Source organism: Desulfohalovibrio reitneri (assembly GCF_000711295.1).
GTDB classification, from domain to species: domain Bacteria; phylum Desulfobacterota; class Desulfovibrionia; order Desulfovibrionales; family Desulfovibrionaceae; genus Desulfohalovibrio; species Desulfohalovibrio reitneri.
Genome location: NZ_JOMJ01000003.1, coordinates 745,976 through 769,210, shown reverse-complemented (window position 1 = coordinate 769,210; position 23,235 = coordinate 745,976). Strand labels below are relative to the sequence as shown.

At 62.8% G+C, this 23,235-nt stretch carries 20 protein-coding genes; 14 read left to right on the top strand and 6 right to left on the bottom strand.

Translation table 11 applies throughout. The features are described 5' to 3' along the window. The first annotated feature begins 4 nt into the window (after positions 1–4). The 11 genes from N911_RS0104145 to N911_RS0104095 all read left to right on the top strand — a co-directional run bounded on the left by N911_RS0104145 (position 5) and on the right by N911_RS0104095 (position 15,163). Positions 5–1,117, top strand: a complete 1,113-nt coding sequence (locus tag N911_RS0104145) for a glycosyltransferase family 4 protein (protein WP_029894634.1) — start codon at positions 5–7, stop codon at positions 1,115–1,117. Between the two features lies 1 nt (position 1,118). Next, entirely contained in the window at positions 1,119–1,727 is a 609-nt protein-coding gene (locus N911_RS0104140) for a histidine phosphatase family protein (RefSeq protein WP_035104324.1), read from the top strand. Next, complete coding sequence (locus tag N911_RS0104135) at positions 1,724–2,872, top strand: glycosyltransferase family protein (protein WP_029894630.1); 1,149 nt, start codon at positions 1,724–1,726, stop codon at positions 2,870–2,872. Before N911_RS0104140 ends, N911_RS0104135 begins: the two co-directional genes overlap by 4 nt. Beyond that, positions 2,872–3,654, top strand: coding sequence for a polysaccharide deacetylase family protein (locus N911_RS0104130; RefSeq protein ID WP_029894628.1), 783 nt, complete (start codon positions 2,872–2,874; stop codon positions 3,652–3,654). The genes N911_RS0104135 and N911_RS0104130 overlap by 1 nt, the downstream gene beginning before the upstream one ends. A gap of 92 nt (positions 3,655–3,746) precedes the next feature. Beyond that, positions 3,747–4,436 (top strand): ABC transporter permease, encoded by a 690-nt coding sequence (locus tag N911_RS0104125; RefSeq protein ID WP_029894626.1) that lies wholly within the window; start codon positions 3,747–3,749, stop codon positions 4,434–4,436. A 4-nt stretch (positions 4,437–4,440) separates the two neighbouring features. Continuing rightward, entirely contained in the window at positions 4,441–5,178 is a 738-nt protein-coding gene (locus N911_RS0104120; protein ID WP_029894624.1) for an ABC transporter ATP-binding protein, read from the top strand. Next, positions 5,175–9,989, top strand: coding sequence for an FtsX-like permease family protein (locus N911_RS0104115; protein ID WP_035104322.1), 4,815 nt, complete (start codon positions 5,175–5,177; stop codon positions 9,987–9,989). The genes N911_RS0104120 and N911_RS0104115 overlap by 4 nt, the downstream gene beginning before the upstream one ends. Positions 9,990–9,992: 3 nt before the next feature. Further along, on the top strand, positions 9,993–11,975 hold the full coding sequence (locus N911_RS0104110; RefSeq protein ID WP_029894620.1) for a DUF6785 family protein: 1,983 nt from the start codon (positions 9,993–9,995) through the stop codon (positions 11,973–11,975). Between the two features lie 14 nt (positions 11,976–11,989). After that, complete coding sequence (locus N911_RS0104105) at positions 11,990–13,951, top strand: OPT family oligopeptide transporter (RefSeq protein ID WP_029894618.1); 1,962 nt, start codon at positions 11,990–11,992, stop codon at positions 13,949–13,951. Further along, entirely contained in the window at positions 13,951–14,829 is an 879-nt protein-coding gene (locus N911_RS0104100; protein ID WP_029894616.1) for a hypothetical protein, read from the top strand. Before N911_RS0104105 ends, N911_RS0104100 begins: the two co-directional genes overlap by 1 nt. After that, complete coding sequence (locus N911_RS0104095; protein ID WP_029894614.1) at positions 14,780–15,163, top strand: PqqD family protein; 384 nt, start codon at positions 14,780–14,782, stop codon at positions 15,161–15,163. The genes N911_RS0104100 and N911_RS0104095 overlap by 50 nt, the downstream gene beginning before the upstream one ends. 6 nt (positions 15,164–15,169) lie before the next feature. On the opposite strand, the gene N911_RS0104090 is transcribed toward N911_RS0104095, so the two are convergent. After that, positions 15,170–15,595, bottom strand: coding sequence for a hypothetical protein (locus tag N911_RS0104090; RefSeq protein ID WP_029894612.1), 426 nt, complete (start codon positions 15,593–15,595; stop codon positions 15,170–15,172). Between the two features lie 109 nt (positions 15,596–15,704). Further along, the gene (gene hldE / locus N911_RS0104085; protein ID WP_051693899.1) at positions 15,705–17,159 is read right to left on the bottom strand and encodes a bifunctional D-glycero-beta-D-manno-heptose-7-phosphate kinase/D-glycero-beta-D-manno-heptose 1-phosphate adenylyltransferase HldE; all 1,455 of its coding nucleotides are present in this window, start codon (positions 17,157–17,159) and stop codon (positions 15,705–15,707) included. A gap of 177 nt (positions 17,160–17,336) precedes the next feature. On the opposite strand from hldE, the gene N911_RS0104080 reads away from it, so the two are divergent. After that, positions 17,337–18,842 (top strand): hypothetical protein, encoded by a 1,506-nt coding sequence (locus N911_RS0104080; protein WP_029894608.1) that lies wholly within the window; start codon positions 17,337–17,339, stop codon positions 18,840–18,842. Positions 18,843–19,247: 405 nt separating this feature from the next. On the opposite strand, the gene N911_RS18975 is transcribed toward N911_RS0104080, so the two are convergent. From N911_RS18975 to N911_RS0104060, 4 genes are all read right to left on the bottom strand, one after another. Next, positions 19,248–19,373: a hypothetical protein gene (locus tag N911_RS18975; protein ID WP_272913346.1), complete on the bottom strand. Its 126-nt coding sequence runs from the start codon at positions 19,371–19,373 to the stop codon at positions 19,248–19,250. A gap of 26 nt (positions 19,374–19,399) precedes the next feature. Then, positions 19,400–19,990, bottom strand: coding sequence for a TetR/AcrR family transcriptional regulator (locus N911_RS0104070; RefSeq protein WP_029894605.1), 591 nt, complete (start codon positions 19,988–19,990; stop codon positions 19,400–19,402). A 151-nt stretch (positions 19,991–20,141) separates the two neighbouring features. Next, positions 20,142–20,579, bottom strand: coding sequence for a chemotaxis protein CheD (locus N911_RS0104065; RefSeq protein ID WP_051694304.1), 438 nt, complete (start codon positions 20,577–20,579; stop codon positions 20,142–20,144). 25 nt (positions 20,580–20,604) lie between these two features. Then, positions 20,605–21,057, bottom strand: a complete 453-nt coding sequence (locus N911_RS0104060; RefSeq protein ID WP_051693897.1) for a response regulator — start codon at positions 21,055–21,057, stop codon at positions 20,605–20,607. A 116-nt stretch (positions 21,058–21,173) separates the two neighbouring features. Here N911_RS0104060 and N911_RS18970 point away from each other — a divergent pair, with 116 nt between their 5' ends. Then, the gene (locus tag N911_RS18970; RefSeq protein ID WP_138774329.1) at positions 21,174–22,535 is read left to right on the top strand and encodes a hypothetical protein; all 1,362 of its coding nucleotides are present in this window, start codon (positions 21,174–21,176) and stop codon (positions 22,533–22,535) included. Continuing rightward, positions 22,532–23,170: a C39 family peptidase gene (locus tag N911_RS0104050; protein ID WP_029894595.1), complete on the top strand. Its 639-nt coding sequence runs from the start codon at positions 22,532–22,534 to the stop codon at positions 23,168–23,170. The genes N911_RS18970 and N911_RS0104050 overlap by 4 nt, the downstream gene beginning before the upstream one ends. Positions 23,171–23,235: the final 65 nt, after the last annotated feature.

The following is a 23,235-nucleotide window of genomic DNA, read 5'->3' as shown; positions in this document are numbered from 1 at the left end:
TACCATGCGCATCGCCTTCTACATGCCCTTCAAGCCCCTGGGGCATGGCCGTCCCTCAGGCGATCTGCATATCGGGCGCACTCTCCGCCGGTGGCTGCTGGAGCGGGGGCACGAGATCATCGACGCCTCCGCCCTGCGAACCCGCTGGATTACCCACCGTCCCTGGCTCTGGCCCGCGGCCGCCCTGGAGTTGGCACGGTTGCCGCGTCTGCTGCGACGCACCCCGCCCGACCTCTGGCTGACCTACCACGCCTACTACAAGGCCCCGGACGTACTTGGCCCGCATGTCAGCCGAAAACTCGGCATTCCCTACGCCATCTACCAAGCGGCCTACTCCACCAAGCGGCGCAAGCGGGCCGGGACCTGGGCAGGATTCCACCTCAACCGGCGCGCTCTGCTGGCCGCCGATCTGGTGGCGGCCAACAAGCGGCGGGATTTCGAGCAACTCGGCCGCATCGTGCCCGCCGAGCGTCTGGCCCTGGTGCGCCAGGGCATCCACCCCGGAGACTTCACCCGCGACCCCGAGGCGGGAAAAACCCTGCGGGCGGAATGGGCGGCGCCCGACACTGCCTCTGTCATCCTGGCCGTGGCCATGTTCCGTTCGGACGTGAAGACGCGCGGTCTGGAGTTTCTGATTCGAGCCTGCGGACAGCTTGCAGGGACCGGACGCGACTTCCGCCTCGTGCTCGCCGGCGACGGGCCGGGGCGCGAGCGATTGCGCCAGTTGGCCGAGCGCGAGATTCCAGGGCGGGCGCGTTTCCTCGGCAAGGTGGAGGGGCAGCACCTTCGCCGCGTGTACAGCGCGGCGGACCTCTACGCCTTCCCCGGCATCAACGAGGCCCTGGGCCTGGCCTATCTGGAGGCCCAAGCGGCCGGATTGCCAGTGGTGGCCTTCGACGGCTGGGGGGTGCCCGAGGCGGTAGCCTCCGGCGAAACCGGCCTGCTCACGGAGCCCTTCGACCTGGACGCGTTCGCCGCGACCCTTGCCCGTCTGCTGGACGAGCCGGAAACGCGTCTGGCCATGGGCATTCGGGGCTCGGAGCGCGTTAGTAGGGAGTTCGACCTGCAAGCCAACCTAGCCCGATTCGAGGAACTGCTGTACGATCTCGCGGGCTGACATGCAGAGCACAGAGTTCACCCTCATGCGCCACGCGCGCACCCATTGGAACCTGGAACACCGCATCCAGGGACAAACCGACACCATACTCGCCCCGGAAGGCCAGAAGCAAGCCGAGGCCTGGGCGAACGCCCTGCGGCCCGGGCGCTATGATCGTATCCTGGCCAGCGACCTCCGCCGGGCCGTGGCCACGGCGGAAGCCATCCGGCGGCGCGTCGGCGGCGCCCTCGACTTCGACTCACGCCTGCGGGAACAGGATTGGGGCGAGTGGGTTGGGCTGACCCTCTGCCGCATCGTCAACGACCATCGCAAGGAGTTCCAGAGCCAGTCGCGCAGGGGATGGGACTTCACCCCGCCCGGCGGAGAGAGTCGCTCGCGGGTACTTCAGCGAGCGTCCGAGGCTTTGCGGGATGCGGCAGAACGTTTTTCCGGCCAACGCATCCTGGTGGTCACGCATCAGGGGGTTATCAAGTGCCTGCTCTACCACCTGGTCGGGCACGACATGCTGCCCGGCGGGAAAAAGCCGTTGGAAAGGGACAGGCTGCACCGCCTTCGGCTGGACGAAGACGGCTTTTCCCTCGTATCCTTGAATAAGGAGTTCGTCCCGTGAAGGTTCTGCACTACTGCCAACACGTTCTCGGCGTGGGCCACTTCTTCCGCAGCCTGGCCCTGGACCAAGCCCTTGCCCCGGACGACGTGCTGTTGGTCAGCGGCGGCCCGGAAGCGCCGGCCCCGCTCCCCAAGCATGTGCGCCACGCCCCCCTTTCCCCCTTGGTCATGGACGAATCCTTCAAGGGCTTCTATTCCCCGCAGGAACGCGACGTGGAGGCGGTCAAAACGGAACGTTCGAGAGAGCTGCTCCGCCTCCTGGAAGCCGAGATGCCGGACCTGCTGCTGATCGAGCTCTACCCCTTCGGGCGCAAGAAGTTCCGCTTCGAGCTCGACCCCCTGCTGCGCGCCGCGGCCTCTACCCGGACGAAGGTCGTCTGCAGCCTGCGCGACATCCTGGTGGAACGCGACGATCAGACCAAGTTCGAGAGCAGAGTGATGGAAGCGCTGACCGGCTTCGACATGGTGCTGGTCCACTCAGACCCCCGCGTGGCCAGGCTGGAGGAAACTTTTCCCCTCGCGTCCAACCTGCCCTGCCCACTGGAATACACGGGTTTCGTGTCCCGCCCCGGGACCGCGGGCGCCAGGCGGGCCGTGCGCGAGGAACTTGGACTCGGCGAGTCCGACCGCCTCATTACGGCCAGCATCGGCGGAGGCCGTGTGGGCGGCTACCTTCTGCGCTCGGTTCTGGAGGCCTTCTCCCTGCTGGGTGACAGACCCGACTATGTCCTGCGGTTGTACTGCGGCCCCTTCATGGAGGAGGATGAGTACCAGCGCCTCCGGGTGCGGGCGCACGGGCTGCCCCGCGTCACGGCCGGCCGTTTTTCCCAGCGTTTTCCGGACATTCTGGCCGCCTCCGACCTGTCAATCTCCATGGCCGGCTACAACACCTGCATGGACGTGCTGGCCGCGGGCATTCCCGCCCTGGTCCTGCCATTCGACGCCAACTCCGAACAGGCGGAACGGGCGGAAAAGCTGGCCGAACTCGGCGCCCTGTCCGTTCTCGGCTCCTACGACCTCTTCCCCGAGGGGCTGGCAGCCCGCATCTGCGAGGCCGTCACCAAACAACGTCCCTCCCACGATGTCGACCTCGGCGGTGCCGACCGTTCGGCGAGGATTCTGCGAACGCTGGCCGGGGGGGAGTGATGGCCCTGAGCCACACGCCCTGCGCCCTTTATCGCGATCCGCCCGCTGATCTGGAGGCGCGGCTCGAACACGTTCTGGACAGGGCCATGGAGGAGCGCGGCGGCCCGGTCTCCGTCTTCGTGCGGGCCGACGACATCGGCATGCCCGGTCGTGGCTTTCCGGAACTGCTGGATGTCTTCCGGCGCCGTTCCGTGCCCCTGGCCCTGGCGGTGGTGCCCACTTGGCTGCCCATGCGCCACAGGGATTTTTTCCGTACTCTGGACCCGGCCGAAGAGATCTTCTGCCTGCACCAGCACGGCTTCCGCCACGCCAACACGCAGCAGCGCGGCAAGAAATCCGAATTCGGGCACGACGTGCCCCTGGAGGAGAAAGGCCGGCGCATCGAGCGGGGGCGCGACATCCTCACCCGCTACCTGGGCCAATATTTCCACCCGCTGTTCACTCCGCCCTGGAACCGCACCGACGCCGAAACCCTGGACATGCTGGCCAGGGCCGGTTTCCGAGCCGTTTCCCGCTGGTGCGGGGAAGGACCGCCGCTTCCTCCTGGCATGCGGGGGATACCCGTCAACGTGGACCTGCACACCCGCAAGGAAGAGTCTCCCGAAGACTGCCTGGCGGGATTGCTATCGCAGCTGTCCCGGGCGGTATCCCGCGGCGAATGCGGGCTTATGCTGCACCACCAACGCATGAACGGGGCGGCCTTCTCCTTTCTGGAGCGTTTGCTGGACTCGCTGGCTGAATACGACCGGGTACGCTTCGTCAACGCCCGTGAAATGATTTAACCATTCTTCACAAGTTCGTCGTTTGCAAAGAACTCTTTTTTGGGTAGGGTTTTCACGATGGTCCCACTGGCAACCCAACCCGGCATGGACGAATGAACAGCGCGAACCAGGGCGGCGGGTTCGAGCAGGATGTGCGCAAGGAAGTCGTTCTTCCTTTTCGCAAATCCCTCGACATCAGCATCAAAAGCCTCAAGGTGCGGTTCTTTCGCAACTGCATCACGGTCATGACCCTGGTTCTGGCCGTGGCCTTCCTGTCCTTTATTCTGGTTTCCGCGGACATCGCCTCAGGTTTGCTCGACTCCGGCCTGCCAAACATACGCCTCCAACTTGAAGACGCCGGGTTCGACGTCCCAACCGGGGCGGAGGACGTCGGCAGCGGGGCCAAGTCACGCTGGATTGTGGTCCTTTCCCTGCTGGTCTGCGCCGTGGGCATCGTCAACGCGCAACTCATGGCCGTGACCGAGCGCTTTCGGGAGATCGGGACCATGAAATGCCTGGGCGCCCTGGACAGCTTTGTGTTGCGCCTCTTCCTCCTGGAGGCGGGCATGCAGGGCGTTGCCGGAGCGCTCATCGGAGCTGTGCTGGGCGGTCTGATTGGCCTTCTCGTGGGCCTGCTTCGGTTCGGCTGGTCGGCCATGGTCCATATGCCCGGCCTTGATTTCGTTCTGTCCCTGTTGGCTTCCGTGGGCATCGGCCTGGGGCTGAGCCTGATCGGCGTTTTCTATCCCGCACTGGTCGCGGCCCGCATGCGCCCCGTGGAGGCCATGCGGGCGGAGGAGTGATTCCATGGCCGAAGGCCACGTCATCGTTCGCGTCAGCCACGTGAAGAAGAATTTCACCATGGGCAAGCACGTGGTGGAGGCCCTCAAGGGCGTCTCCCTGGAAGTGCGTACTGGGGAATACCTCTCCATCATGGGTCCCTCCGGCTCGGGCAAGTCCACACTATTCAACATGATCGGCGGACTGGACAAACCAACCGAGGGCAAGGTCTTCATCGACGAAGTGGACATCGCCCAGCTGGACGCCTTTGAGCTGGCCTGGCTGCGCAACCGCAAGATCGGCTACATCTTCCAGACCTTCAATCTCATCCAGGTCATGACCGCCCTGGAGAACGTCACCCTTCCCATGACCTTCGGTGGCATGAACGAGGACGACGCCCAGGACAAGGGCGTGGAGCTGCTCAACCTGGTGGGGCTGGAGGGACGCTACAACCATAAGCCGCAGGAACTCTCCGGCGGCCAGCAACAGCGCGTTGCCGTGGCCCGCGCGCTGGCCAATTCCCCCAATATCATTCTGGCGGACGAACCCACCGGCAACCTGGACCTGACCACGGGCGCGGAGATCATCGAGTTGCTCAAGAACCTCAGCCAGGAACGCGGCGTGACCATCATCACCGCCACACACGACTACAAAATGCTCAACGTCTCCGACCGGGTGGTCTGGATCGTGGACGGCAAGATAGACAAGATCGAGAATCGCGAGGACCTGGACATCCAGGTGGGCGAGGTGTCCGCCAGGGCATGAGACGAGTAGCCAGTCTGCTTCTTCTGGCTTGCCTGGCACTGGGCCTGGCGGCCACGGACGCCGGGGCCGACACGCGCGACACGGTGGAGTTGTTCAGCCAGTGGGGCGACCGCTCCTTCGACAGCCCGGGGGCGGCCAAGGCCGCCGACCACGTGGAATCCGTGTTCACGAAACTGGGCTATTCAACTGACCGCCAGATTTTCCACTACCCCAAGCGTGTCCATCGTGGCTCCAGCCTGGAGCTTCCGGCGCGCGGGGAGCAAATCGATCTCAACCCCCTGCTCTACAACTCCGTCACTCCGCAGACCATCCCTCCGGAGGGATACTCCGGCCCCCTCATCTGGGTAGAGGGGGGCAGCCTGGCCGAAATGAACGGCCGCCGGATCGAAGACGCCATCGTGGTTATGAACCAGGTTTCGGGCAAACACTGGAAAAACGCTGCCATGCTGGGGGCCAGGGCCTGCATCCTGGTGGATTTCAATGACAACCCCAAAGGATATTATGAGGACAAGAAGGAACTGACACCGGTCCAGTTCCCCATCTTCGTCATGCAGGGCGAGCGCTTCCGCTCCCTCTTTCCCGACTTCCGCCAAGCCCCTGCCGGAGAGTTGGCCTCGGAGGCCACGGTGCGCTCCCGCATCAATTGGGAGCGGGTACGCGGGGAAAACGTCTACGCGGTCATCGAGGGCACCGACCCGCAGCTCAAGGAACAGATGCTGGGCGTGCAGGCCTTCTACGACTCCTCCAACTACCTGCCCGGCGAATCCCCCGGCGCGGACGAGGCCTGCTCCATCGCCGCCCTGCTGGAAGTGGCCAAATACTTCAAGGAAAACCCGCCCGCCCGCAGCGTTGTCCTAGTGGCTTCGGCCGGGCAGGGACATGCCCAGGCGGGCTGGCGCGACTTCGTCTGGTCGGTCAAGGTCAAGTCCCTGCGTCTCAAGGAGATCGTCCGCAAGCAACAGCGGCGTGCGCAACGCGCCAAGGCCAGCCTGGAGGTCCTTCGGTCCGGTGTCCCCTTACGGGAACTGACCGGCAGGGACGCCGAACTGGCGGGCGAGGCTCTGGACTACAGGGTACGCAATGCCATCGACGCCATCTCCACCCGCTTGCAGCGTTTGCGGCTGCAAGGCAACAAGGACAAGGACCAAGAAATCAACAGGCTGGTCAACCGCCGCATGCTGTTGCGGGACATCGCCTCCACCGGCTCTTTCGCTCAACTCACCGGAAAGGCCCTGGAGATCGTGCAGGGATTCCGGCCAGATGCCATAAAAGACCAACGGGCGGCTTTCGAGGACGCACAGACCCAGCTCGAAGCGGCCAAATCGGGGCGCAGGGCGCGGGCTGTATTCGCCCGGCACGAAACCCCGGTCATGGTCTCTCTGCACCTTTCCAGCCACGGACATGGCGTGGGAGCCTTCGACTACGGCTTCATGTACGACATACGCCCCGACCGCAACCGCCACCCCGATTACAACATCATCGCCCGTATTCTGAAGGACGGCGCGGAGAAGGTACAGGCGGAGCAGGGCCTGGACCTCTACCAGGAGACCTTGCGGCCCTCGCGGCTGCGCCCCTGGCGAACCTATTTCCTGGACAAGCCCTTCATGGGCGGCGAAGTCTCGGCCCTGGCCGGCTACCTGGGCCTGACCCTGGCCACCACCGAGGACGCTCGGCCCACTTGGGGCACTCCCCACGACACCCCGGACAGAGTGAACTTCGAATCCCTGCGCAAGCAGACAACCCTGGTCAAGGGACTGCTGGGCCACCTGGCCACGGTCGAGGACAATCTCTACTGGGAGCTGCCGCGCTATGGGCTGGCCGAACTCATCGGCCGGGCCAACCTGCAGCGGCAGGGGGAATTGTTCGCGGAACAGCCCGCCCCCGGCACCGTGGTGCAGGCCTACCAGGGACCGGCCATCTTCTACGCCATGGCCGACACAGCCGGTCAGTTCCGCTACACGGGCATCGCGGACAAGAAGAACACCTACCACAAGATGGTTCTGGAGGGGTACCGCTTCGACGAGCGCACCGGAGAGGTCGTCTGGGCCATCGACAAGCCGCTCACCGGCAAGGATTCCTACCGGGTGAAGATGTACCGGCGGCAGATGGAAACCGACGTGGTCATGTTCAACGCCGACCAGATCACCTTGTTCGGCCTGCTTGAACCGCGCACCTTCAACTGGATGACCAAGCTGGAACTGTACGACGGGCGGCGGGAGTCCGAACCCATCCGCTACTGGTATTCGCGCATCGATACCCGCGACTCCACCATGGCCTCCATCTACCTGCCCACGGGCATCCCAATGAAGATGACCCTCTCGGACACGGTGCTCAAACGCAAGCTCATCCTCACCGGGGCCAAGGGCGAGGGCCCCAGGGGAACCGGCTACCTGCCCAAGGAATGGCCGCGCATCAAGGCCACGGAGTACCGCGTGGCCATGGACATGTGGTCCCTTCTCGATCCGCGCATCGAAAACCTCGAGACCCACGGCATCGTCAACCAGCGCATCAGGGAATTGCAGCAACGGGGCAAACGCGACCTGGCCGAAGCCACCCGCGCCCTGGAGGAAAAGCGTTACAGCGCCTTCCTGGAAAACTCCAGGACATCATGGGCCCTGGCCGAGCGCGTCTACAACGACGTGGAGGCCACACAGAAGGACGTACTCTTCGGGGTGCTCTTCTACGTGGCCCTGTTCGTGCCCTTTGCTTACTGCGCAGAGCGCATCGTCTTCGCCTCGGCGGACATCCACCGCCGCATCATCGGCTTTCTTGTCATCCTCGCAGCGGTCATCGCGGTCATCTACTCGGTCCACCCCGCCTTCCAACTGACCTACTCGCCGCTGGTGGTCGTGCTGGCCTTTTTCATCGTGGGGCTATCCGCCTTCGTCTCGCTCATCATCTTCCGCCGTTTCGAGCAGGAGATGGAGAAGATCCAGAAGCGTTCCGGGCACATCACCTCCTCGGAGGTCAGCCGTCTGCGGGCCTTCTCCGCGGCCTTCGTCATCGGCGTGACCAACCTACGCCGCCGCAAGATCCGCACGTCCCTGACCATCGTCACCCTGGTCATCCTGACTTTCACAATCATGAGCTTTACCGCGGTCAAGTCCGTGCGCCGCGAGAGCGCCATGCTCTTCTCGGACACCGCCGCCTACCAGGGCATCATGATGAAGGGCCTCGGCTGGGCCGATCTTCCGCGCGAGGCGGATTCCATCGTCCGCAACAAGTTCCATGACGGCGCCGTGGTTGCGGACCGGGTCTGGCTGGAGAACGAGGACCGCACAACGGCCGCCTTCATTCCAGTGGAGCCGGGCGAAGGACGCTCCGGGGACCTGGAGACGGCCAGGGGCCTGGTTGGCATGTCCTGGCGGGAGCCCGAGGTCACAGGCCTGGACAGCATTCTGGTGGGAGGCTCCTGGTTCGGCAAGGGCGATGTGGAGTCCGCACTGCTTCCGGCGGACCTGGCCGAGAGGCTGGGCATTGACCCTGCCGCTCCGCAAGGCGCCACGGTCGAACTGTGGGGCATTCCCTACAAGGTCAGTGGGTGTTTCGACGGGGACAAGCTGGACGCCTTCACCGACCTGGACGGCGAACCGCCCACGCCCGTGGTCTATCCCTCGGAAACCATGGTCCAGCGCACCGAGGCGGAGATGGAAGAGATCGAATCAGGCGAGGATATCTCCGCCTTCCAGAGCCGCTACCAGCACGTGCGTGGCTCCCAGACCATCATCGTCCCCTCCCAGGCGGCCCTGGCTTTGGGCGGCAAGGTCAAAGGCTTCGCGGTCAAGCCCGGCAAGGACCAGAGCGTGGCCGAACTGGCAGGACACCTCACGGACCGTTTCGGACTGACCCTGTTCGCGGGCCGTCCGGACGGCACCTACACCTACCACGCGGCCGACGCCATCAATTACTCCGGCGTGCCCAACATCGTCATTCCCCTTATCATCGCCGTGCTCATCGTGCTCAACACCATGATCTCCAGCGTGTACGAGCGCAAACGGGAGATCGGGGTTTACACTTCAATAGGCATGGCCCCCACTCACGTTTCCTACCTGTTCATCGCCGAAGCGGTGGCCTTCGCCGTAATCTCGGCCGTGCTAGGCTATCTGCTGGCTCAGACCGCGGCCGCCTTCCTGGCTGGCACAGCCCTGTGGTCCGGCATGACGGCCAACTACTCCTCCCTGGCCGGAGTGGCGGCCATGCTGCTGGTCATCACCGTGACGCTTATCTCGGTCATCTATCCTTCCAAGGTGGCCGCGGACATCGCCATACCGGACGTGAACCGCTCCTGGACCATGCCGGAGGGCGAAGGCAGCGAAGTATTCATGACCCTGCCCTTCCTGCTCAAGTACCCGGAGCAGGAATGCATCGGCGGATTTTTGCTGGACTACTACATGGCCCACCAGGACGTGACCCACGGCCTCTTCTGCGCCGACGACATCGGCTGCTCATTCGCCTGCCCCGCCCTGCCCAAGGACCCCTCCCTGAGCCGCAAGGCCATGGAGGAACGGGACGGCGACCCCTGCCTCAACCTGCGCGCCCGCATCTGGCTGGCTCCCTTCGACTTCGGAGTCAAACAGACCACGGAACTGATCTTCTGCCCCTCGGCCGAGCAGGAAGGCTTCCTGGAGATCCAGATCCGCATCACCCGCGAGTCGGGCGAGGCCAGCGTCTGGCGTCGCATCAACAAGAACTTCCTCAACGACATCCGCAAACAGCTTCTGGTCTGGCGCTCGCTGGAACCCCAGGCCCAAAAGAGCTACGAGGACGTGCTGCACAGATTCATGGAAGAACATCCCAGGGGGACCGGCTAGACCATGGCTGCGCAAAACTCCATACGCCTGCGGGCCGTGCTGCTCGGAGTGCTGGGCGGCCTGCTCATCGCCTGGGCCACCCCGTACAACAACATGCTCATGCGGGCCACGCTGCTGGGTGGCGGGCACTTCCCCCTGGCTCCCTTCTTCATCATGATCTGGCTCACGGTGCTGACCGCGGGACTGTCCTGGCTCACCAGACGGCCGCCGGTCTTTCGCGGGCTGGAACTGCTGGTATCCTGGATACTCATGGTGCTGGTCTCCGGCATCCCCTATACGGGACTTGTCCGCACCTTCCTGCTCAATCTCACCGTCCCCCTGCACTTCGCCACGCCGGGCAACCGCTTCAGGGAAGTACTCGGCCCCCTGCTGCCGGACAAGCTCTACCCGGCGGACAACAAGGCGGTGGAGCAATTGTACGACGGCATCGAGGGCGGCATCACCATGGGCCCCCTGGAGGTGCTGTCCAACGCTCCGCTGTCGGCCTGGGTGGCCCCCTTCCTGTGGTGGGGCGTGTTCATCTTCCTGGCCTACTTCGTGATGATCTGCCTGACCAACTTGGTGGCTAGGCAGTGGGTGGAGAACGAGCGGGTCAACTTTCCTCTGCTGCGCCTGCCGCAGCTGATGACCGAATACTTCGACCAGAACGCCCTCAAGGACTTCTTCACCAACCGCTATTTCCTCATCGGGCTGGGGCTGACCTGCTTTCTGCACCTCATCAACGGGCTCAACCATTTCTACCCGCAGATTCCTCAGATCCCCACCTTCATCTTCGCGGGCAAATACTTCTCCAAGTACGGGCTCTTTTCCGGCTTCTACAAGCTGCGCATCTACATCTACCCGGCGTTCATCGGCTTCGCCTTCCTGACCACGAGGCAGATTTCCTTCTCCATGTGGTTCTTCTACCTGCTGGGCGGGCTCATGTTCGGCGTGTTCGATGTCATGGGCCTGGGACTGCCCTCCTCCGCCCTGGGCGTGACCTTCGGCCCAACCCTGGCCATGGTGGAAGAAACCCAGATGATCGGCGCCTACGGCATCTTCTTCCTTTTCCTCCTTTGGCTGGGACGCGGACACATCGCCTTCATTCTGCGCAGCGCCTTCAGCCGAGGCAAAGTGGAGCGCAGCGAATCCGAATGGATGGAGGTGCGAACCGCCTTCTGGGGCTTTGTGATCGGCTTCGGCCTGCTGGCCGGATGGTGCATCTATTTCGGCATGAACCTGCTTCCGGCCGTTGTCACTGTGGGCATGTTCCTGGTCATAACCCTGGTGGCCAGCCGGGTCATCACCCAGGGCGGCCTAGCCTACTTCACCCTTACGGCCGCGCCCATTGACGGACTGCTGGCCATCTTCGGCTCCAAGTTCTTCTCCAGCGCGGGGCTGCTGCTGGCGGGGGTGGCCCAAAAGGTTCTTTTCCTGGATCTGCGCGAATCCCTCATGCCCTCGCTCATCCACAGCGCCAAGATCTCCGAGCGTGTGCGCAACCGCCGCCTGCTGCTCATCGGCGTCATGGCCGTCATCTTCCTCGGCGTACTGGTCTCTTTCGCAGCCATGCTGGCCCTTTGCTACAAGTACGGCCTGCGGGAACTGGAACTCATCTGGGCCCAGCGCACCACCATGAGCGTGTACGAGAACGTCAAGCGGCTGGTGGACGCCCCCCTCGGCCCGCAGGAATGGGTCATCACCTTCGCCGTCATCGGCGGCCTAGTCATGACCACCCTCATCCTCTGCTACCGCCGCTTCTACTGGTGGCCGCTGCACCCCATCGGCTACCTGGTCATCTATTCAACGGCCATGCGCTACCTGTGGTTCAACTTTCTGGTGGGCTGGGCCGCCAATCAGCTCTGCCTGCGCTACGGCGGCATCAACCTCTACCGCAAGGTGCGCTTCCTGTTCTTCGGCCTCATACTGGGCGACTTTCTCATGGGCGGCATATGGGCGCTGGTCAGCATGGAGACCGGCCTGACCTACCAGGTCCTGCCTGACTGATTCGGGACGAGCGAATGCACGACGACAAGGAACTTCAAGAATATCGGGACCTGCTGAAGCCGCCCGAGAAATTCGAAGAGGGCTTCGATTGGAAGACCCTGATCGGAGCCGTATTCATCGGCTTCTTGATGATGCCGGGCTCGATGTACCTGCAACTGGTCATCGGCCAGGGAATCGGCCCGGCCGCCCGCTGGGTGACCATCATCCTCTTCGCCGAGATCGCCAAGCGCTCCTACACCTCCCTCAAACAGCAGGAAATCTTCCTCCTTTACTACATGGCGGGAGCGGCCCTGGCCTCACCGTTCCAGGGACTGCTTTGGCAGCAATACCTAGTGCAGTCGGACGCCGCCCGGATGCTGGGGCTGACGGAGTTCATACCGGAATGGATCGCCCCGCAGGCGGGCAGCGAATCGCTTCTGGAACGGACCTTCCTCCACCGCGACTGGCTCATGCCCATCCTGCTGCTGTTCGGTGCGCAGCTCATCCAGCGCATTGACCAGTTCGGCCTGGGCTACGCCATGTACCGAATCACCTCGGACGTGGAGAAGCTCCCCTTCCCCATGGCTCCGGTGGCCGCGCTTGGCACCATGGCCCTTGCCGAATCCACAGAGGACAAGGAAACAAGCTGGAAATGGCGGGTCTTTTCCATTGGAGGTGTGGTCGGCCTTGCCTTCGGGGCCATCTATGTGCTTTTACCGGCGGTGTCCGGCCTAGTCTTCATGGAGCCCATCCGCCTCATCCCCATACCCTGGATTGAGCTGACCCAATACACCGAGGACGTCCTGCCGGCCGTGGCCACAGGCATCCAACTCGACCTGGGGCTGATCTTCATCGGCATGGTGCTGCCCTTCTGGGCCGTCCTCGGCGGTTTTCTCGGGGTCATCCTGACCTTCATCGCCAACCCCATTCTCTACGAAAACGGCCTGCTCACCAGATGGAATCCCGGCATGCGCACGGTGGAAACCATCTTCGCCAACAATTTCGACTTCTACATGAGCTTCTCCATCGGCCTCGGCCTGGCCATCGCGGCCGTGGGCGTTTGGTACGTGGTCAGGTCCTTCCGGGGGACGGGAGGCCAGCCCAAGGCATCCTGGAAAGACCTCGTCAGGGGGAGGCCGGAGCGGGGCGACATCAATTTCTGGCTCTCCATCGGCATCTATTTCTTCTCGACCATCTCCTACACCCTCATTTGCGTGTTCATCGTTCCCGGTTTTCCATGGATATTCTTCATCCTCTACGGCTTCGTCTACACGCCGGTGATCTCCTACATTACGGCGCGCATGGAGGGCATCGCAGGCCAGGCGGTCAACCTGCCCATGGTGCGGGAGGCGAGTTTCATCGCCGGAGCCAAGTACTTCGGATATTCCGGCATTGAGATATGGTACGCCCCTATCCCGTACCACAACTACGGCGAGGCCACGGTGCAGTTCCGGCAGATCGAGCTTACCGGGACCTCGCTGCGCGGGGTCATCAAGGCCGAGGTCATCGCCTGGCCCATCGTCTTCGTCGCTTCCCTGCTTTTCTCCCAGTTCCTCTGGCAACTGGCGCCCATCCCCTCGGCCCAGTTCCCCTACGCCCAGGAGGTCTGGCACCTCCAGGCCCTCAACCAGCTGCTCATGCAGACCTCCACCATCGAGGGCAACTCCGCCTTCTTCCAGGCGCTCAGTCCGGAGGTCGTGGGCGCGGGCTTGGGGCTGGGGGTGGTCCTCTATCTCATTCTCAACCTGCTCGGGCTGCCGGTGCTGCTGGTATATGGTCTGGTGCGTGGCCTAGGGCAGACCACACCGCACGGGCACCTGTTGGAGATGCTGGGCGCCATCCTGGGGCGTTTCTATTTCCTGAAGAAATACGGCAAAAAATGGCGTCAGTACGCTCCTGTTCTACTGGCTGGATTCTCCTGCGGCATGGGCTTGATGGGCATGCTGGCAATGGGCTTCACCCTCATCCTCAAGTCCCTGGGCAAGATGGCCTACTGATGCGCGTGGCCTGGAATGGCGTGGACCTGTCCACGCCAGACTCCTGGGAGCCCGTGGCCATGGGCAAGCGAACGCTGACCCTCGGCCCCTCCGGTCATCCCGCCCTGGACCTCAAGTGGAATCCCATCCGAGGCCGATTCGCCGCGGACAAGCACCTCAAGCGCATGGCTCGGGGATTCCCCGCCAAACAGGGCGGTTCCCTGAAAAAGGCCAACCCGCCCGGAGGCTTTCCCTCACGCTGGAACAGCCGAATATTTTTCACCTGGGAGCTGGCTGGCGAGCGCGGCGGGGGCTGCCTGCTTTACGACGCCAAGGCTGGCGCGGCCCTGGCCGCGCAGTGGCGGACCGCCTACCGCGACGAGGCGGTAAAGGCCCTGTCCGGATTGCACATGTCGGGAAATGGCAGCGACATCCCCTTCGCGCTGTACGACATCCGGGCGGTCATGCCCGCAGGATACGAACTTGGGACGTACGCTTTCCAGCCCGGACTCTTCCGGCTGACATTCCAAACCAAGAAGTCGGAGATCGAGCTGTCCCGCTTCGGTCCCGCCGAGGTTCTGCTGAAGCAGGGCATGCATGGCTTTCTGGAAAAGCAGTACGGAGAGTTTCTCAAGAACACCGAAGCCTCGGAGACTCCGGAAGGCCTGCTCATGCAGCCCCGGCGCGCCCCCTCCTATCCACTCCGGCTGGCCGGACGCCTGGGCCGCCGCAAGCCGTACAAGCGGCTCGAAGCCTGGCGTCCGGAAGGAAGCAACCGCATCCTCTGCCTTCGGGCGGCCTCGGCCTCGCCACTTGATGCCGAGTTGCTGCGCGAGGTACGGATGAATTATGTCCTTGTTCCGCAAGAAAAAGCCGGTTCAGCCGACCATTCCGCGTGAGGAGGCGCTGGCCTCGGTGCCGGTGCGCAACCGTGATGTGGAGGAGGAATCCGGCGACGACGGCCTGGTGCTCTCCTACCCAACCACACTCAACCCCTGGTTCGCCCGCATGGCCCGCAAGGTGGGCATCTGGGACGGTTCACCCATTCAGAAAAAACTGCAATTGGATGAGATGGGGGAACTGGTCTGGTCCTGGATCGACGGCCAGTCCTCCGTGGCCGAACTCAGCCAAAAGCTTGCCGAACGCTACGACCTGCACTCCAGGGAGGCGGAGGTTTCCATGTCCACCTTCCTTCGGGAACTCGGCAGACGGGGCATCGTGGCCTTCCGTTGAAGCGGACTAGGGCTGGGGGCGGACGTACTCGTCCATGGAAACCTCCCCGGCCTCCGGGCTCGACCAATAGGCGGCCGCCCAGACCATGAGCGTCGCGGCCTGCACATCTGACAGCCGGTCGATCTTGCGCTCCAGGGTGGGCCACCCGGCTCCATGGATGGTGTTCTTCAATTCCTCCCCGCACGCCTCCCGCATACGCAGTTGCAAATATGGCAGTCGGCAATGCTCGGGAAGAATGCGCTGGTCGCGGTAGGCCTCGAGAAAGGTTTTCAGTTCCGGCGAGGAAAATTCCGTTTTGAGTTGGGCCAACGTCCGGTCGAACGTATCGATCACCCAGGGCAGGAGAAACTCGGCTCCGGCCCCTTTGGTCTTGAAATACCCCTTGATGCGGTCCTCGAGATTCTGGCTGATGCGGGCTGCGACTTGCGGCACGGTTCCCCCTCCGTGGCGTTTGTGGTGAGCACGCAGGCTAGCCCCCGCCGCCCCACAAAGACAAGAGGAAATCTAGAAAAAAGATAAGCGGTGGCTGGGAAAAATGAAATCATCCCCGCAGACGGTCGATTATGGAACTGGTGCTCTTGCCGTCCACCAGGGAGATAAGCTCCACCCGTCCGCCCCAGCTTTCCACTTCCTGGTGGCCGACAACGGTTTCCCGCACATAGTCCCCGCCCTTGACCAGTATGTCTGGCTTGAGGGCGTTGAGCAGTTCCAGTGGCGTGTCCTCGTCGAAAATGACCACCATGTCCACGTCCTGCAGGGCGGCCAGCAGGGAGGCTCGTTCGGCTTCCGGCAGAATGGGACGCGTCTCCCCCTTGAGGCGCCGTACGGAAGCGTCGGAGTTGAGGCCGACCACCAGCCGGTCGCCAAGCTCCGCAGCCTTGTGCAACAGAGTGATGTGGCCCACGTGAAGCAGGTCGAAGCAGCCGTTGGTGAATACGACGTTCTCTCCCTGGCGTTTCCATCCCTGCACCGCCTCCATGGCCGCTTCGCGGGTGCGGATCTTGTACGCGCAGCCGCCCTCGTCCAGGGCCAGTGCTTCCTCCAGTTCCGCCCGGGTTACGGGTTGGGTGCCCACCTTGCCCACGACAACACCTGCCGCGGCATTGGCCAGCCTGGCGGAATCCTCCATGGAGAGCCCCGCCGCCACTCCCGCGGCCAGGGTGGCGATGACAGTGTCGCCCGCGCCGGAGACGTCGAATACCTCGCGGGCCTGGGTTGGCACATGCAGCGCCTCGCCCCCCCGGCCGAACAGGGACATCCCCCGCTCGCCGCGTGTTACCAGCAGCCAGGACAGGCTGAAGGCGTGGATGGCGGTTGAGGCGCGCTCGCCGAGGTCGGAGTCGTCGCGGGGGTCGAATTGGGCGACCCGCTGGAACTCGCCCGTGTTGGGGGTAATACAGAAAGCTCCCTGGTAGCGCGTCCAATCGGCTCCCTTGGGATCGACCAGCACAGGAACCCCGACCTCGGCCCCCACGTTTATGATCCGCTGGGCGAGGTTGCCGGCGAAAACGCCCTTGGCGTAATCGGAAACAATGACCGCCCCGCACTCCGGCAGACTCCGTTCAACCTGCCGCAACAGGGCGTCCTGGACCTCCGCGGAGAGCGGCCCGGCATCCTCCTCGTCCAAACGGATGAGTTGCTGTCCACGGCCCATGACACGCGTCTTGGCGGTGGTGGGCCGCATGGGTTCGTAAACCAGATGCGCCTTGGCGCCGATCTCGTCAAACTTTTCCGCCAGCAAGCGGCCGTCCTCGTCCTTGCCGCGCACGCCCAGACACTGCACGTCCAGTCCCAGAGCGGCGAGGTTTGCGGCCACGTTGCCCGCACCGCCCAGAGTGTAGCTCTTGCGGTCCACCCGGACCACCTGCACCGGGGCCTCCGGGGAAATGCGCGAAACATCGCCCCAAACATATCTGTCGAGCATGACATCGCCGACCACCAGCACACGGCGGCCGGAAAACAACGGAACTCTCGTTGCGGACAAGGCGTCGGACATGGCGGCCTGATACTCCCTTTTTCATGGGCGTTCAAGACCGCCCTTCCCGGAATGACAACTTGAGGCGGGATGCCACGCGTTCAGCGGTTCCACCGGGCTTCCATGCGTCAATTGTTTTCTGTAGAGTGCCGCAACGACCGCGAGGCGAAATCCCCTTCGGAGGCAAGGATACCCCCCATGAGCCAACCGCAAGACAAGGAAGAAGGGCAAATCTCCCTGGATGAACGCATTGAGCGTTACCTGAAGAAGCTGGCAGGCCTCAAGGAGCGGGCTTCGCTGCGGGATGTCCAGGAGCGGGAAATGCTTCTGGAATTCATCACAGCCAACCACGACCGCATCAACGAGTATCCGCTTCTGGAGACGCAGCGAAACGGCCTTATCAATATCCTTTGCTACCGTTCCCAGGGACATCCTGCCAACGAATTCCTGAAGCGGTACATTTCCAACTTTCTTCACATCCTTACCCGCTACAGCAAGGCGGACTCCCAGCGCGACTCCGAGGGTGTCAAGCAGCTGCGCACACAGATCGCCAACACCGAGGTCATCCTCATCAAGTGTGTGCAGGGCGCAGTCTACGCCTCGTCTCTCATCCACGACAACATGGAGGAAATCCTCATCACCTATTTCGGCGAGAAGGCCATCGCCGAAGTGGAGTCCTTTACGGAAAAGCTGGAGCCAGGAGAGCGCTACTGGCGGGAGATGCTCTCCCATTTCGTCACGCGACCGGTGGAAATGGCGTTTGAACAGATTCTCTCCGAAGAACGATACTCCCTGTTCAAGGAGCAGAACTATCTCTTCATCCAGTTTCCCTTTGATGCGGTTCTCTCCGGACTCAAGCAAACCAGCAAGAACATCCAGAAAACACGGGTGCAAAACGCCTACGAGGAAGAGACGGCTGGCGAGGAGTCGCTTTCCGGGTTCCGTCTGGCCCAGGAGGTTCTTAGGCGGGAAACCGAGGTGCTTGGCCGTGCTCTGGAGCGGCACGACATGCTGCACATCTCCCGCATCGTGTGCATGGACGCGGTTTGCGAGCAATACAGGGAAAAGCTGGAGCGGTTCCAGAACGAATCCCCGGATGAACAGCGCCAGGCGGAATTGGATTTCATCCGCGAGCAACTGGTCTCCATGGCGGTCGGTATCCTGCTGGTTCTGGACACCATGCGCGAAGAATTCCTGCTCTCCCTCTCCAGGATCGACCACCAGGATTCCGCCAGCGTCACCCACTTGCTGGGGGTTTTCGACGCGCCCTCCCTGAACAAGACCTTCTTCACCATGCTGCTGGGCTCTTTTACTGGGCTCTTGCAGGAAAAAAAGCGGGACGAGGGCAACAAGGTCATCGTCAAGACCAACACCGTGCGGCGTCTGCCGGTAGAGAAACTGAGGGAATTGCAGCAGAACGGGTTGACCAAGATAGGCCGGAGCAAGCTGTTCGAGCAGGACTCCGCCAGCACTGAACACTGTCTTTTCCGCCCGAAAAACGGCCGTGATCTGGAATCGCTGCTCCAGATGCTGCAGCTTTCCGACGAACTCAGGGAGTCAATAGACTCCCTCTGGGAAAACAGTGGATGGAAGGTGGACGTGCTGGTGGCCATCAACCTCAACCAACTCGCCCGGACCACGACCAACCTAAAGGCGCGGCTGGCCGAAATACTGGGCAAGTTCGGCGTCTCACCCGGCGGCTGATTCCGGCTGTCACCGCCGTCCCGCCTTGCATCGGAAGTGGCAGATCGATTTTCCGTGCTAGCGGCGTCCTTCTCGCCACAAAGCGGGCAAGGTGGTTTTCCGCCCTCAAGACAGCCGGGATGACGCTCGACGAATTCGTATCAGGCGCCAGCCCTTCCGGGCCACTTCCCGGCATCCCGTCCTTCGGAATCCACCCGAGGCGCGGCCTGCCTGAACAGCCAACGCCTCAAGCATGCCCAGCCAGGCGAAATGCCCCATGAGCGGACGTAGAGCTATTGAGCGGCGGATAAAAAAAAAGCCCCTGCCCCGGACCGTCCGGGGCAGGGTTGGGATGGGGATGGGATGGGATGGAAACGCTCGAAGGCGTGTGGGTATTGCCGGGGGATGGCCGGCAAATGTGTTCGCCTAGCTTCGCAGCCAGACCACGAGACGCTCGATCTCGGGGGAGCCGTGCTTACGGAAACGGTTGATCAGATGGACGGCCGTTCCGATAAAACCTGCAGCCAAGGCGTAAAAGATGACTTCGCTCATGATGCCCTCGCTTCCCCTGCCGGGGGTTACTTGGCTATGCTCCTGCGGACGTAGTGGAGCACTTCCTCGTAGTAGTTGTCCGGACAATACGGCGACAGCAGCCGCGTGCGCACCGACCCGACCACGGTGGCGAAAATGCAGTTGGCCGTCTTGACGGAGGGGCAGTCCACCACGCTGCCGTCCTCCATTCCCCTGGCGAGCATCTCGGAGATGTCAAGAATCAACCGTTCGAACATCTTGCTGACATCGTCTTTGTTGATGTCGCTCTTGATGTCGGAATAGGGCGAGCAGCGCACCAGAAGAAGAAAATCCTTGCCCGGCGTCACGGAGTAGTTCAGGTAGGCCTCAACGAAAGCCAGAACTTCTTCCAAGCCGTTGGAGGCGCTGGAAGCCGCTTCCTGCAATTCGCCGTACAGTTCGTCCAGAACACTCAGACTGGAACTGACAAAGAGCTTTTCCTTGCTGCCGAAATAGTGGGTGATAAGCCCCAGGGCCATTCCCGACTTTTCGGCGATACGCTTGAAGGTCGTATCGGCGTAGCCATACTCCCCGAACAGGTTGCGGGCCGCGAGAAGGATTTTCTCCTTGCTCGTTGGCTCCTCGGCTTGCATGTTCATGGCGCGCTCCTCGACAGCAAGTTGTTTAGCCAATCAACCTGTGGGTCACACATCTACCCATCTGGGGTTGATTAGTCAACCAACAAGCGCCAATTTTTCGTTCACACAAAAAGAGACAATCAACCACCTGAAATATATATGCATTTAATCACTAACTTCTAACAAAGCGCATGTAGACTTCCCCGGTATCCGTCCTGAATATCAGCTTCCGCCCTCGCGAACCGCCAACGCTTGAAGCCGCAACCCGGACCCCGAGGGATTCCAGTGTGACGAACGCCTGAGTAACGTTCCGCCTGCCCACGTCGTAGCCCTTGCCCATGGAACAGGCGCCCCCGAATACCTTGGCCTGGATGGCTCCACGCCCGGCCCCGCGCATGGCGAACAGATCGTGCAGCCGGTGAATGGCCGTGTCCACATACCTGTACGGACTCTCCCCATCAATCGTCTCCCCCCACTGCGAGGCCAGCGGAAGCAGGGCATGGAACGCCCCGCCAAGGCCAAGCCGCGCGCAAACAAGCACTACGCAGACGCAGGAGCCCAGCACCGTCCTGACCGCTGTGGGCTCACCCCAGACGCCACCCTCGTTCACAGACAGGTAGAGCGAAGGCAAACCTTCAAGACTTTGGGGGGACTCGGTCATTTTCCATAAACGGCCCGACAGTCAGGCCGAGGTTGGCCAGCGCCTCCAAAAGGGTGGCGCGCTCGACCGGTTTGGTCAAATACAGGTCGGCCCCGCATTCGTACTGGGCCTCCATCATGTGCCTGGCGTCGGAAAGACTGGAAAGCATGACGATTCCGGCCCGCCTTTCCGGCGGAACTTCGGCGGCCGATTCCATGCGCCGGATTTTCTTGACCGCGGTCAGGCCATCCACCTCCGGCATCATGATGTCCATGAAAACCGCATCGAACGTCCGCCCCAACTCCATGGCCGCGGCGAAACACCGCACGGCCTCCAGCCCGTTGACCGCTTCCGCCACTTCCGCCACCCCGCCCAGCGCCTCCTCCAGGAAGCGCAGTGCGGAAGAGCTGTCGTCCGCCACCAGCACGCGCAGTGAATCCCGGACCATGCACACTCCTCTTGCGGGATCTATAGCCCCGACCCCATTCCCCTTGCAAGAGGAGGATACTTGCTGCCCCCCTCTCCACGCCTTATTATCCCACTCTGAGAAAAGGATTGGAAATCATGCGACTCGCGAGCTTGTTGGCGGCAATCCTGCTGCACGGCATGTTCGCCATTCTCGTGGCGAACGTGGAGCGGTGGGACTTTGCCCCCCGGGCCCAGGAGATCATCACCGTCGACCTTGTGGAACTCGAGCCGCTCCCCGCCCCCCCTTCACCGCCGGAACAACCACCACCCACGGAGCCGCCAGCGGAGAAGGAAAGGGCCCGGCCCGAACCTCCGCCGGCCAAACCGATTACAGGACCGGAAAAGCGTAAGGCTCACGCCGCACCGCCCCAGCGGCCTCCAGAGCCATCCCCAGGCGACATTTCCGCCCGTAAGCGCCGATCCCCGCGCAAGACAACAGTTTTCGACCCCACCAAGACCAAGGCCCCGGCCGATTTGGACGACTTGGCCGTCGAGACGCGCCACGCCTCCCAGGCCTCAACCGCCAAACACGGTCTCAATTGGCGCTCCCTCATCGCCCCGGAATACGGGCGGCACGACTTCGCCGGGCTGTACCGGGCCGGCCCGGACCGCGTTCTCAGCGTGGTATACTCCCAGGACAGCGACGCCCTGCTCTTCCACGACTCGAAAACCGGGCTATTGCGGCGCCTGACCAGAAAGGAAGGGCTGCACTTCGTGTACGGCCCCGGATCGAACGAAAGCGAGTCCGTGGAGGGTGTGGTCATCTTCATGCCGGTCAAGCCGGAGGACGATCAGAACAAGGGCATCCCCTGGACAAGCAGGCTGATGTGGATGCCCGAGAATCCGCCGGCGGTCATGGGGGATCGCGTGGATTTCGAGGAACGGGAGGTGATCTACTTCCACGGCGACGTGCCCCTTTCCGCCACACTGGTGCGACCGAAAGACGAAACGGAACACCCTGTGGTGGTGCGTGTGCCCGGCGAGACCTGCCGGGAACGGGAGCGCGACATGATTCTTGCCCGTCTGCTGGCCTTGCGTGGCCTGTCCACTCTCTTGATGCACCCCCGTGGCTGCGGCAACTCCGGCGGAAACGCCCGGGCCGCCACGGTGGAGCAACTGGCCGGCGACGCGGCCGCTGCCCTGGACTTCATACGACGTACATCCGGCGACAAAAACGCTGGGCTGTGGAGCGAGCCGGAGCAATGCCCGCAATCCCGGCTGGCCGCGGCCGAATCATCACCACCGCCCGCCTTTCTGGTCTGCTCCGGCGGAAACGCTCTGGAACAGGTCGCCGGGCTTCCCTGCCCCGGCCTTCTTCTCACCTGCCCGAACCACGGCATCCCCCCCGGCCCCGGTTACGACGTACGCTCCCTCAGCGGCGAATCGCCCTTAGGCAGACTGGCCCAGGCCGCCTCCGAAGCCGCCCCCTGGATTAGAAGCCATACGGAGAAACCATGAAACACACCATCCTCTTTCTGCTGGCCCTGGCCATCCTGGCATCATGGGGCTGTGCCGAGAAGCGGCCCCCGGCGCACAAGCCCTCCCCCCTTGTGGAGCACAAACAGGACGAAGCGGGCATGCCGTCCTCCCTGGCCCTGCAAGTCCCGCTCATCCTTTCGCGCGACAACTATTCCTCGGCCACCACCTCCCTGGCCATGGCGCTCTCCTACCGGCTGGGCAAGAAGCTGGACAAAGAGGACGTATGGAAGGCCAGCGGCACCACGTTCCTCCAGGTGATCAAGGCGGGCTGCCAGGACGCCGCCGGATTGCGCAGGGCGGCAGGGCAGTGGAATTACGGGGACCGGTCATCCTTCCGCACCGGCCTGACGACGGCCGGACTCAAGGGCTACCTCAACCAGGCCGTTCCGCCCGTTGTATTGTTGCGCGATCCGGATTCCGTCGAAGAACGTTACAAGGGCGTGATTGTCTCCGGATACGACGAGACCGGCTTCACCATTTTGGATCCCGAACGCGGCGAATACCATTTGGACTACCAGCGATTTACTTCTCTATGGCGGTCCAGGCTCTGCCTGGGCGGGGAGGTGGTCGAACGGCCAGCCTTTCTCGTCTTTGCGAAAGATTCCAACGGATAAGCCCTAACCGTAACGATTGGATTTGCCAATCTCTCCGGCAGGATTTATTGTGCCTTTTCCGCGTC